The sequence below is a fragment of the uncultured Tateyamaria sp. genome (assembly GCF_947504105.1).
Classification (GTDB): domain Bacteria; phylum Pseudomonadota; class Alphaproteobacteria; order Rhodobacterales; family Rhodobacteraceae; genus Tateyamaria.
Window position 1 is genome coordinate 1 of the sequence record NZ_CANNGP010000069.1, and the last position, 13,627, is coordinate 13,627.

Sequence of the window (13,627 nt, forward strand, 5' to 3'; positions counted from 1 at the left end):
CGCCGCCCATGAAGACAGAATCCCGCCCGTCGCCGCCATTGATGGTGTCATTACCAGCGCCGCCCCGCAGGGTGTCATAACCACTGCCACCAAGGATCGTGTCGTCCCCATTGCCGCCAGAGACGCTGTCGGCATCTCCGCCGCCGTTCAGACTGTCATTGCCTTCCCCGCCAATGATCGTGTCATTGCCACGGTCACCCGTCACGACGTCATTGCCGTCGCTGGTGATAATGTTGTTGGCCGCCGTGTTGCCGGTCACGGTGTCATTGCCGGAGCCCAGAATCGCGTTTTCGATCACCGTACCCTGCGCGATACCAAGGATGCCGGTGAGGTTTCCGAAATCCGAGAATTGTGCGCCCCGCATGTCGAGCCGCGCGTCATTGACCGAGAAGCCGAAATTGAACGTGTCGATCCCGTCGCGGTCATAGACGGTATAGGCCATCAAGTTGCCGGTCACGTCGGTGGTGGTGTTGCCGGTCGAGAGCCAGTCAAAGATCTCGTCCATGTAATTGCCCAGGGTCGACCCCGCCCCATAAGTGGTGTCGCCTGCGGTGGCTGAATTCTCGTCTGGTGCGCCATAGAATTCCTGGATGGCCCAGATATCCGCCATCATCGCACCGCTGGTATAGGCATAGGACGCATCGGTTGATGTGTTTTCGGTCTGGCTGAAATAGGACATGACCGACATCTGCCAGCTGTCATTGGTGAAATAGGCGCTGTTTTGATAGGTAATATCCGGCCCGTTGGGATCGAAGTTGTAGTTCCCCTGGTGGTTCAGCCCCAGCGCATGGCCGAACTCGTGGACGTAAGTCTGGAACGAATAGCTGTCGAGCGTGGTGCCGCTGTTGGTCAGCCATGAGCGCGTGACGTTCAGTTCGACCCCATCGGTGTTGTAGCCGTTCGCGGTGCTGGTTGACCCGGAATTGGGATAGAAGGCGAAGGCGCCGCTGTCTTCGTCATCCACGGTGATCATCTCACCCGAACTCACCTCGACAAAGTCGAGATCGGCCACCATTTCCCAGGCCTCCATCGCCCAGCGGGCCAGTTGCTGGCCATCGGCGGTCAAACCCGACAGGTTGACCGTAATCTGGTTGGATTGGCTGGTGTTATAGGTGCGTTGGACACCGGATGTCCCCTCCATCAAGAACGTGCCCAATTCCTCAAGCGTCCCGGTCGTGCCCGGTGGCGGCAGTGGAATGTCCTCGGAGAGTGACAGCTCATATGTGCCGATATTGCTGCCGAAGGCATCGGCCGAAATATAGTAGGTGCCCGTCGTCGTGGGCGTATAGATTATCAGGGAGTTCAGTCCCGCCCCACCATCATCATCCGATGCGATCTCTGTGCCGGAGGCATCGTAAAGCCGGACCAGCGGATCGCTGAGCGAGATGCCATTATGGGCAAACTCATAGGCTATCCCTTCCGTCAGTTCGACACGAATCCAGTCCTCATCCGTGGAGGAGGCGATGTTTCCCAGAAAGCTGTCGCCCACCGCCATCGTATAGGTGGTCGAAATATCTTCGGCCGCATCGGAGCTTTCATTTATGTCCGCAAAGATCGGCTGATCAGGACCATGACGCAGCGGGTCGAAAGTTTGCGTCAGCATACAAACCGTACACATGAAAATATCCTTAGTTTTTAATACGATGCGGTGGCGGTCATGGCCGCTACCATTGAATGTGTGGATGCCACCAGATCATCCGTGAAATGACGTAATGCAGTGGCGGGTGATGCTTTGAGTGCGTGAAAAGGGCGGTCTGGTCCAGTCTGCAATTCCCCCATTGGCCCAACCTGCCATAGCAGTTTTCCGGACCTTTCAGACATTTCCAGACGGACGGAAATGTCCTGATCACCATACGGCCTCCACTGTGTGGTTGATACTTGGCGAAAGGCCGCATGTGGCATGACCCTGGCCAGCGATTGCACCATCTGTCGGCACAAGGCGCGCATATCCCGAGACGGCAGGGACTGGCCCGCGCAGTGCACACGCACGGCAGGCCGCTCCACGCTGCGCGCGGGCACAGGTTTATTCCCGATCATGGCACTCAGAATCCCCAGGAAAATCGTATTCCGTACCATCATGCGCAAAACTTGGGCAATTTTAAGACGCATCCATACGGATTCCCCTGGAATACGGTTTTGTTTTACTGGCGATAACCTGCTTATCCATGCTCTGAACCCCGCCGACATTGGCGTTGCTGCGCTTTGGCAGACCTGTCACAACACCGATCAAATTTCGGGAGTTCTTCATGCACATTCTTCTTGTCGGTGCGGGCCTGTCAGGGGCAGTGATCGGACGTACGCTGGCCGAGGCGGGCCACCGGATCACCATCCTGGAAGCGCGTGATCACATTGCTGGGAACTGTCATACTGAACGCGATGCCGATACCGGTGTGATGGTGCATGTCTATGGGCCCCATATCTTTCACACCGATGACGAAGAGGTCTGGGATTACGTCAACCGGTTCGAGACGTTCCTGCCTTACAAGAACCGAGTGAAAACCACGTCCAGGGGCCAAGTGTTTTCCCTGCCCATCAATCTGCACACGATCAACCAGTTCTATGGCAAGACCCTGCGCCCGGACGAGGCGCGCGCCTTTATCGAGGATCAGGCCGACACCACGATCGAAGATCCGCAAACCTTCGAGGAACAGGCGCTGCGTTTCGTCGGCCCCGACCTCTACGAGGCGTTCTTCAAGGGCTACACGATCAAGCAATGGGGCATGAGCCCCACAGAGCTGCCCGCCTCGATCCTGAAACGCTTGCCTGTGCGCTTCAACTACGACGACAACTACTTCTTCCACCAGTTCCAGGGCATGCCGGAAAACGGATATACGGCCATGGTCGACCGCATCCTCGACCATCCGTCGATCACAGTGCATCTGAGCACAACCTTCACCCGTGATCAGGCGGATGAATATGATCATGTGTTCTATGCCGGGCCGCTTGATGGCTGGTTCGATTACGATCTGGGGCGGCTGGGCTACCGCACGCTCGACTTCGAACGCTTCACCTATGACGGCGATTACCAGGGCTGCGCGGTGATGAATTACGGCGAAGAGACCGTGCCCCATACCCGCATCACCGAACACAAGCATTTCTCCCCCTGGGAAAGCCATGACGGCTCGGTGCTGTACCGCGAGTTTTCCCGCTTGGCCGAACCGGGCGACATTCCCTATTACCCGATCCGGCAGGTCGACGAAAAAGCGCTATTGGCTGATTACGTGGCCAAGGCTGAAGGAGAAACCGGGGTCACATTCGTGGGGCGTTTGGGGACCTATCGCTATCTGGACATGGATGTGACGATCCGAGAAGCGATGGATACGGCGGCGGTGTTTCTGGAAAAGGGGGCGGATACGCCGGTATTCGTGAAAGCGCCGCTTTAGGGCGTTTTCAATACGCCACCCAATCTTTCTGCTACGGAATGTTTCATTTTGAAAAGAGGGGCATTTACCGTCTTTTCAACCTGAAGCACTTTCGGCATGGTGCCTGAAGCTTGGGGTTGTAAAGAGTGGGGATGGTCCATGACAACGCTTACCTATTTTGGCGCAGAGCCCGATGGCTCAGATCCGTCTGCATTCTTTGAGAGAGCGTTCTTCAACCCGTTCAGCGGATTGGATATTCTGGAAGTTGTCGAAGCCAGTGCTACAGAGCTGGTACTGAGCAACCCGCCGACTGGCTACACAACCACGATAACGGGCACCGGTTTTGCCTTTTCCGGGACACCAGGAAATGAAGTACCTGTCGCAGGGACGGTCACCGGTATCAGTTTTGAATATGATAGTTTCGATATTGATACTACCCAGACCGTAGCCGAATTGACAAACCTGTCCTGGGACATTGTTGAATTCTTCGATGCCCTTGACGCTATTTATGCAAATGAAGATTTCTCGTTGCTTGCTGATCTGTTCAACGGTGGTGGGCCAATCACGCTTGATGGCAGCCAAGCCGTTGATGAGTTTCGCTTAAACGATATCTTCGGTGAAATTCAGCCTCTACTGACTGAGGACATAACCGTGATCGGTGGTCCCGCATATGACGTGCTTGTCGGCGGGTTGGGCAATGATACGATTGTCACCGGACGGAATATCGAAGAGCCGTTTGGCGGACAGATCATTGCCACAGAGGGCAATGATACCATCGACTTTTCAAACGCAGGACCTACGGACGGCCCCTGGGTGACCTACTCGACGCGTGTGGATGGGGCGTTCACGTTCAATCTGAACGCCGAAAGCAACCAATCGACGGTCGTTGGGCAAACCTTTACAGACACATTCATTGATTTGCGCAACCTTGTGCTTGCAGATGGCATTGGCATCGGCAGCGGCGATGGGAACGACGTTTTCAATGTCACCAACGCTGATGGTGGATTCATCAACATCCTCGGCGCCGAAGGTGCGGATCAGTATAATATCTCGCTCAACGGTGGTCTTGTCCGGCTGAGTTTCAGAGATGGGAGCGACGCGTTCGATCTGTCATTTGAAGCCGCTCCGCAGAGCCTTGTCGCGGATCTGTCCCAGGGCATGATTTTCAACGACGGCTTCGGAAATGCCGAAACGATCAACATCCTCGACGGCACCGGGACCCTCGAAATTCAGGGCACCAACAACAACGACAATGTCATCGGCTCGGACCTCGACGAAAGTTTCATCACCCAGCAGGGCAATGACACGATCGACGGGGGGGCGGGCAATGACCGCATCCGCTATGACCGCTTCGGCGTGGATGCTGTCAATGTCAATCTCGCCACTGGAACCGCTGTTGTCACCTATGTCGCACGTATTTTTGACGAAGTGACGTTCGAAGAGGAGGAAGTATTTTCCACCTTTATCGACAAACTCGCCTCAATCGAGAGCGTGCGGGGCTCACGCCAAGGCGATGACACGCTGATCTCTGCTAACGGCATCGATGCGCTTCTCGACGGGCGCGGCGGCGATGACACCCTGTTGGGCGACGCAGGAAGTGACATGCTGAACGGCGGGGTGGGCAACGACAGCATCTCCGGTGGGACAGAGGCCGACACTATCAACGCAGGCGCGGGCAGTGACACCGTGCGCGGTGATAATGGCCAGGACCTCGTCTATCTCAACCAGGGCAACGACCTGTTCCAGGACAATGGCCAGGGCGGTATCTTTGGCCGCGATACGGTCTTTGCGGGGGGTGGCAACGACACGATCCAGGGCGGCAATGGCGACGACGCCTTCTATGGCGGCGACGGCAATGACCTGATCAACGGGCGGCTTGGGAATGATACGATCTTTGGCGGGACCGGGGCCGATACGCTGAACGGGGGCGACGGCGACGATACGGTCGACGGTGGCAACGGCCAGGATCAGGTGTTGCTGGGACGGGGCAACGACCTCTTTATCGACAATACCCAAGGGGACATTTTTGGCCGCGACACGGTCTTTGCCGGAGGGGGCAATGACACGATTGAAGGTGGCGGCGGCAACGACGTCTTCCATGGTGAAGACGGCAACGATCTTATCAACGGGCGCCGCGGCGATGATCTGATCCGGGGCGGCACCGGGGCGGACACAATCAACGCAGGCGACGGCAATGACACAGTCGCAGGTGGCAACGGCCAGGATCGGGTGTTGCTGGGCCGCGACGATGACCTGTTCACCGACAATACCCAAGGCGGAACCTTTGGCCGTGACACCGTCTTTGCAGGCGCTGGCAATGACACGATCCAGGGCGGCGGGGGCGATGACCGGTTCTTTGGCGAAAACGGTAATGATCTGGTCAATGGCGGGCTCGGCAATGACACCTTGGGCGGCGGCAATGGCAGTGACACACTGAATGGCGGTGCGGGCAGCGATACGCTCACCGGGGCTGCGGGCGCGGATACGTTTGTCTTTGATGCGACGGATGCCGTGGACGGAACGGACCTGGTCACCGACTTCGCACTGGGCATCGACGTGATCGAGATGGCGGGCACCACCGCAGGGGCCATGAGCGTCGGCTATGACAGTGAAGCCAATGAAATCACCGTTTCTATCGGCAGCACTGATGTGGCGGTCTTGCGCTCGGGCACGGACCTGTCGGGCTTTGGCGTCGACGACATCGTCTTTGTCTGAACCCTTACGCCCCTGACAGGATCTGTTTGACCTCTGCGCACTCGTCCCATGGCACCGACAGGTCGGGGTCATAGATCACCTCGCGCCCTTCGGACATCAGCGCCAGGTATTTGCGGTATTCCTCGGCATTGTTGAAATGCTGACCGCGTGTGACCTCGTCCAGGGCCTTTTGCCGGAAGTGGGCGGTGTATTTGAAATGGGCAAAGACCATCTCGGTTTTGCTGGTCTTGATGTCGCCCACATAGTGGAACCCGGCCGAGGGACGCATCCAGGGCTGGTATTTCAGCAGCGCATATTTCTGCGCCACGAACAGCTCGGGCCGTGACCATGGCAACAGGCGATGGCGCAGGGCGCTGGTCATCGTATCGCTGTTGCAATAGGGCCCCCGCCCGGTGGTGGCGCGCAAAAACGGCGCGCCTTCGACAAAGCCGGCCTCGGCAAAAGGATCGCCCGAGCTGAAATCGGCCTCGCTCAGCGGCCCCTTCGGATACATGTCGAGCATGTAGATCCGTGCGGCGTCCGCATCCCGAAAGGCCTTGCCACTCAGCAGCTTGGGCAGCTTGGTCCGCGTCCAGTTCGGATAGACCAGCAATTCGTCCGCATCGACGACCAGGGACCAGCGCCCGACCCTGAGATTGGCCATCAACGTCAATTGCCAGGCCACGCCATATTCCGATTGCCCGTAATCCGTATCGACCGAGAAGGTCACCACATCGGGCTGCTCGAGCAGATATTCGAGCGTGCCGTCATCCGAACAATTGTCGGCAATCAGGAAGGCCTGAACCCCCAGCTTGCGGTAATGCGCCAGGAAATGGGGCAGCATGAACATCTCGTTGCGCATGCAGGCCACGGCGGCCACCGGCGCGGCATTCAGCTGTTCCAGCTTGGCCTCGGGGCTGATCAGTTCCAGCGCGTTGCTGTTGTAGCCCAGCCGGACGGGCGCAAAGGTCGGCCACAGCTTGCGTGGCCACAGGCCCGGCTGTGTGCTGCGGGCCATGGCATCGGCCTGGTGCGCGTGCGTATCGAGATGCAACTGCTTGACGATGCTGGATGGGCCCGGATGGAAGCTGTTTTCCCACAATGGCACGGGTTCCGCCCCGCTGTGGGTCCGGCGCCGGATCGACACGTGGTAGTCTTCGTTGGACGGGGTGATGTGCTGGCTGTGCAGCAGGTCTCCGACCATTTTGTCTTCCATGAAACTGGACCGGATCAATTGCTGACCGGCAATGGTCTGGCTGGCCTCGGACAATTTGTGCATGGCACGGCGGCTCAGGAAATAACCCGAGCCCCCATCGGTGTATTCCGCAGGCTCAGGTGACTTGTCGAGTTCCTTGCGCCCCCGCTCGGAGGTGGATTTCGAGAAGTGCCAGACCCGGTCCGTCTGCCCGGCCGTCCGTGTCAGCGTGCGCCCGTAATAATCGAACTTGCGGTGCGTCAGCGCCCCGAACATCTGGTCCACATCGACAAAACAGTCATCGTCGATCTTGTACATGTAGGTGAAGGGCGTGGTGTCATGGATCCACTTGGCCGCTGCCAGTGTTTTCTGTGGCAGCCCTTCGTAGTCGTCCGGTGTATCCAGATAGACCACGTCGCCGTCCCGCTGGCCGTCCCCATCACCCACCACGATGATGTAAGGGATCCCCCGCTTTTCAAGCTGCGACAGCCAGCCATCGCGCATCGGCGGGATCCGTGTGTCGAGATAGGGGCGACAGGAAAAGACCGTGACGATCGTGTCGTACAAGGGCGTGACATGCGACACCCCCGTCCAGGTCTCCATCTCGCTTGCAGCCCCCCCGGAAGGGGGCACGAACCTGGGGAAGAACTGGAGCGTGGCCCGCGCCAGTTCTGATTCCGGTCCGCGCGCCAGTCGTTCGAGGGCGCTGAAGATGGCCGGCTGGCTGAACAGGCCATCCAGATGGTCGGGCGGGATGTCGCCACGCACCTTGCCGATCCATGACATCACTGATGTCGCCATGTCATCGGCCTTCAGTCGCAGCAGGCAATCCAAGAGCGAGATCCCGACTCCCATGCCGAAGAAATTGCTACGCAGGGAGTTCAGGATCGAGAGACGATCCAGAATCCGCTTCAGCGGCGGCTGCCAGTCCGTGGCCTGCCCCTGTGCGCCCGCGGCGGCAACCTGATCCAGCAGCGCGGTGATCTCCGACAGCACGCGTTCCTGTTGCCGGGTGTTCACGCCCTTGCTGGTGCCAAGATACTTGTCCCGCATCGCCATGCACACATGGCGCGTCGTCTGGTCACTTGGACCCTCGGCCTGTCCGGGGAATGCAAAGTAACGCAGCAACATGTCGTCGTGGTCCTTTGTCGAAAGCACCCTGGCTTCGTCCAGCCTGCCCGACCCGTCGGTGACCCCTTCAGAGGGCCCAAGCAATTCGCGCTGGTAGCGCAGCGTTTCGGTCGGATTGAACCCATGGAAGAAGGCAAAAGCCCGATCCAAGGCAACGGGCTCTGTCTTCGTGCCGCTGGCATAGGCCGCGATGATGTCGAAACAGGTGCCTCCATAGTCCAGCCGTTCAGACAGGCCCGCAGCCCCGGACTGACGGTACGTTTCCCAGAATCTGCGCGACAATCCGAATATGCGCAGGGCAAAGGCCGTTGCGAGGTCCTCGAAATATTCGGGCATGCGGTGCATATGCTGCATCATGCACACGGTCGCGTCGATCAGGGCCTGGCTGGTGGTGGGCGCCCAATAGTTCTTCTGGCGTTCTTCCACCACAGCCATGAAGGCAAACGAGATATCTTCGATGTGTTTTTCATGTGCCGAGACCCAGTTTTCGGACAGCAGCTTGCGCATCGTCCAGCTGATGGAGGGCGTGGCGAGCCAGCCGGGCGTGTCACTGGCCAGTTTCCAGAACGCCTCGCGTACATCGGTGATCCGGTTCTCCATGTAGAGAAACGGCACGATGACCGAATTGTACCAGACGTTCTCGCCCACCTCGAACCATCTGACGCCCATACGGGTGCCGAAGTCGAACAGGTCCTCGAACTGGTCCACCGTGCAGAATTTATCGACCAGGGACAGCAGGAAATCCGACAGCAAGGGCACCGCCAGGGTGTTGTGCGCAAGGATGTCCCGCAGGATTTCGATATGGCGTACGTCTTCGGATTTCGTGCGGATGGCCTCTGCGAACCGGGTGCGCACCCGGATCAGCAACATCGCGTTAGGTGACAGCGCGGGCAGTGCCGGAAGGGGCGGATCCGAGGTCTCATCCTCGGTGGCATTGGGCTGGGCCAGGAAATCCTGAAGCCCGAATTGCATGACCGCCCCGTCGACGATCTGGCGGCAGGGATCAGACAGGTCCGACAGAAAATCACCATAGCGGATATGTTCAAGTGCCAGGATTCCGTCAAAGGGTGCAGCAGGATCGATTGGCTTGCTCAGCTGCATCTCGATCCGTTTCAACGTTTCGGCACGTGTCACTTCAAACGGTGCGCCACAGGGCAGGCCATTGGATTGTGCCATCAGCTGGACGCTGCCGGTCTGCGGGTCGGCCGCTTCCCAGATCCGGCCGGGCAGGCTGGCCAGTAATCCCACATGCTGATCCGATTGCCGATATTGCTGCGCGATCTCCGGATGGGACACCGGGATCACCGATATCAGGTCTGTCAGGCCCATGACTCTCAGCTGGATATCCTGCCGGGGCAAACCCGGATCAACCGCCCATCCTTCGACATTCATGAAGCCGGTCAGCTGCAGATCCCCCTCACCGGTCCGGGCTTCGTTGGCCGCGCCCGCGATCAGCACGGTCGAGGCATCGATCCCGCCATTGAAGTTGACGAAGGAAACCGTATCGAGCGCGGGAAAATCCCCATCGTAAACACAGATCTCAACATCATTGAGCGTCACATCCACCCGCGCATCCCGGATGTGGATCGCCACCGTATCCCCGGCTGTCGCCAGCGAGACATCATGCATGATCTCGCTACCCCACAGGCCATCCTGACGCAGATTTACTGCCGCCTTGCCTGCGCTCTTGCGCAGCGACAGGTGAAACAGGATGTCTTTGCGATTGGGTGCGAAGAAGGACATGTTGGCGTATTCACACGCCGAAAAATCCGTCACAAAACCGAACTCTGCGCCACCATGCGCCTTGAATGTCAGCACGTTCGCCTCCTGGGAGAAATTCGACTTAAAAAATCTTAGGCACTCTTTGGACAAACTTGAATATGGATGCAATGCACCTTTGGCGGGTGGTCCTGTGACGCCTCTCGAAGCGGCGGGTTTACTCCAATCCTGATAGAAGATTGTGCATCCAACACGGTATCTTGTAGGGCTTCGGCGGATAATTTCTCGCGGGGCGGGAAATCGCACATGATTGGCTGCGACAATCCGCTGATCCATGGTCAATTGACACGACTGACAGGCTTGCATCGCGTTTGGACCCGCGCATAGGGTTGAGCGGGCAATTGAACTGATGCGTATTGTATAAGCCAGGAAATATGACCCGGACGCAGCAGTACAGAATTTTGAAAAATAGCTTCTAAGGGGACTATTATGCTGATCACGATTACCGGCAGTGATGACAATTTTATCCGCAACGCCCTGACCACGACAACCGAAGATCTGAACCCCGTATCGAACTCCTCGACGGAGATCGTCATGTTCAATCCCGAGAGCGGCCTGACAAGCACCATCTCGGGCGTCAACCTGGTGCTGGACAGCAATGGGGACGCGGTCTCAGGCACGGTCACGGGGATCAGCGTCACGTCCGGAGCGGTCCCCCTCGGGGCCCTGTCCAACCTGTCCTGGCCTCTGGTCGACATTGCCGACGCCCTTGACGCTCTGGAAGTGGGCAACAACGCGCCCATGGCAGCCCTGTTCAACCTCGGCCCCACCCTCACCGTAGATGCCAGTGGCGCCACGTCCGGCGTCGACATGTTCAACCTGTTCGGCTTTGACCTGGCCACGATGCTGACCGTTCCGATGACGGTCACGGGATCCTCGTTCTATGACCGGCTGCTGGGCGGCAGCGGCAGTGATTCAATCACCCCCGGAGCGGACAATGGCAACTTCGAAGGCGGCGACATCGAAGGCACGCTGGGCAACGACACCATCGACTTCTCGGGGGTCAACAGCACGACCTTCCAGTTCCTCGATTACGAGGATCTCATTGATGGCCCCCTGACCTTCAACATCAACGCCTCCACCAATATCAGCTCGATCAGCGGGGCCGGGTTCAGCGACACATTGATCGACGTGCGCCGGGTGATGGAGGCGGATGGCCTCGGCCTTGAGGGCGGAGAGGACAACGATGTCTTCAACGTGACAAACTCGGACAACAGCTGGTTCAACCTGCGCGGCAACGAAGGCAATGACACCTTCAATATCAACATCGCCAACGGCGGCGGGCGGATCAGCTATGATTTCGGGTCCCAGGATGCCCCGGCCTCCGGCATCACCGTCAACCTTGCCACCGGCATCGTCAGCAATGACGGCTTTGGCGGTCAGGATACGATCAACATCCTGAGCGGCGATGGACGCCTGGAAATCCGCGCAACCGACAACAATGACAGCATCATGGGCTCGGACCGGAATGAAAGCTTCATCACCGAGCAGGGCAATGACACCGTCAATGGCGGTGGCGGGTTCGACCGAGTGCGCTATGACCGTTCGGGCGTGGATGCAGTCAATGTGAACCTTGCGACGCAAACGGCCACCGGGACATGGGACGGGAATGCCTTTACCGACACGCTGATCTCGATCGAACACGTGCGCGGATCGCGCCAGGGCAATGACACGCTGATCGGCGCAGCCGCGGATGAACTGTTCGAAGGGCGCGGCGGCAATGACAGCATCCTGGGCAACACGGGCAACGACCGGCTGGAAGGCGGAGACGGCAACGATACGCTCCGCGGCGGCGGCGGGCGTGACACACTCTATGGCGGAGACGGCAACGACCTGCTCGACGCCTCAGGCGGCATCGTGGGCACGCAGGGCTTTGGCGATTTCATCCGCGCGGGTCTGGGCCAGGACACCATCCTGGGCCATGCCGCGCATTGGGCCACGGGGGAAGGCGCCGACATCAGCTATGCCGATATCGGGGGCGTGGGCGGTCTGACCATCACGTCGGGCGTGGACGGGACCGGCACCGTGGTTTCGGGCGATGGGCGGGTGAACGACACTTTCACATTCATCCACTACTTCCAGGGCTCGCAAGACAGCGACAGCATCACGGGCGCGGCCGAGGATCGCTGGGAAGGGTTCGAGGGCAACGCAGGCAATGACACCATCGATGCCGGCGGCGGCGATGCCCGGATGGACTACGGCAACGAACATTTCGAAGGCGGCAGCGCCGGGGTCACCGTCAACCTGGGGACGGGCAATCAGGCTACGGCCACCGGCACCGCCACGGATACGTTCGGCGACACCGATACGCTGATCCGCATCAACCAGGTCCGGGGCTCGATCTTTGACGATGTCCTGATCGCTTCGGGGCGGACAGACGGTGTCCGGCTGCAAGGGGACGAAGGCAATGACAGCATTGTCGGGGGTAGTGGTTCTGACAGGCTGGAAGGCGGAGACGGCAACGATTCCATCCGCGGCGCCAATGGCAATGATGTGCTGCTTGATGGAGACGGCAACGATAGCCTGATTGGCGGTGCCGGCAACGATGTCTGGGAAATGGGCAGCGGCGAGGACACGTTTGATGGAGGCGGCGGTTTCGACACCGTACGCATCGACCTGTCGGATGCCACCCCGCAAAGCTTTGCAGTGGAAACCAACCTGCTGACCGGAGATTCCGGCGCGGTCGGCAACCCGAACCTGCGCGACACCCTCATCAATGTCGAAGCGGTCGAGCTTATCGGCGACTTTGACATCACGGTCACCGGCAGCACCGTGGCCAACCTGATCGTGACGGATCAGGGCGACGACAGCCTAATCGGTAATGCCGGGGATGACACCCTGACCGGTGGTGACGGCAATGATACCCTGCGCGGTGGCAACGACGATGACGTGTTGGACGGCGGCGCTGGCAATGACAGCATTCTGGGCGGCCAAGGCAACGACCGGATCGTGAATTCCGGCGGCGGTCAGGATATCTTTAATGGCGGTGACGGCGAGGACACGCTGTTCACCGATGTCACCGGACTCACACCGGCCGAGGTGCTGCGCTTTGATCTGGTGGCAGGCACCCACGGGCGCGACGGCACGACCCTTGGGCAGGACGCGCTGCTCAACATCGAGCATTTCGAAATGGCCGGAAGCTGGGATGCGATCCTGGTCGGCAACGATGTGGCCAACAGCCTCACCTCCGCCAGCGGCAATGACACCGTGACCGGCGGGCTGGGCAACGACACGCTGACCACGGGCGGTGGCGATGACGTTGCAACGGGCAACCAGGGGGCTGACACGCTTTTGGGTGGGGACGGGAATGACCGTCTCGACGGGGGGTTCGGCAATGACAGCGTCTCTGGCGGCACCGGCGACGACACGATCCTTGGTGGCGGGGGCTTTGACACCCTGCGGGGCGGCGCTGGTAATGACACCATCAATGGCGGCGACGGGCGGGATTCTGTCTTCATGGGCGGCG

General features: G+C 59.2%; 5 protein-coding genes. 3 read left to right on the forward strand and 2 right to left on the reverse strand.

From position 1 onward, the window contains the following. Positions 1-1,618 (reverse strand): M10 family metallopeptidase C-terminal domain-containing protein (locus tag Q1A75_RS22190; protein ID WP_299593059.1); only part of this gene is annotated, 1,618 nt, incomplete at its 3' end. 628 nt (positions 1,619-2,246) lie between these two features. Between Q1A75_RS22190 and glf the strand changes: the two genes are divergently transcribed. Further along, positions 2,247-3,383, forward strand: coding sequence for a UDP-galactopyranose mutase (gene glf, locus Q1A75_RS22195; protein WP_299548482.1), 1,137 nt, complete (start codon positions 2,247-2,249; stop codon positions 3,381-3,383). A 138-nt stretch (positions 3,384-3,521) separates the two neighbouring features. Beyond that, positions 3,522-6,077 (forward strand): calcium-binding protein, encoded by a 2,556-nt coding sequence (locus tag Q1A75_RS22200; protein ID WP_299548485.1) that lies wholly within the window; start codon positions 3,522-3,524, stop codon positions 6,075-6,077. Between the two features lie 4 nt (positions 6,078-6,081). Here the strand turns inward: Q1A75_RS22200 and Q1A75_RS22205 are convergent, their stop codons facing one another. Continuing rightward, positions 6,082-10,200 (reverse strand): glycosyltransferase family 2 protein, encoded by a 4,119-nt coding sequence (locus Q1A75_RS22205; RefSeq protein ID WP_299548488.1) that lies wholly within the window; start codon positions 10,198-10,200, stop codon positions 6,082-6,084. A 390-nt stretch (positions 10,201-10,590) separates the two neighbouring features. Between Q1A75_RS22205 and Q1A75_RS22210 the strand changes: the two genes are divergently transcribed. After that, on the forward strand, positions 10,591-13,627 hold a 3,037-nt coding region (locus tag Q1A75_RS22210; RefSeq protein ID WP_299593062.1), incomplete at its 3' end, for a calcium-binding protein.

Excerpts from the sequence above, each read along its gene's own strand:
- Q1A75_RS22200 (WP_299548485.1), top strand. The coding sequence starts at position 3,522 with ATGACAACGCTTACCTATTTTGGCGCAGAGCCCGATGGCTCAGATCCG.
- glf (WP_299548482.1), top strand. The coding sequence starts at position 2,247 with ATGCACATTCTTCTTGTCGGTGCGGGCCTGTCAGGGGCAGTGATCGGA.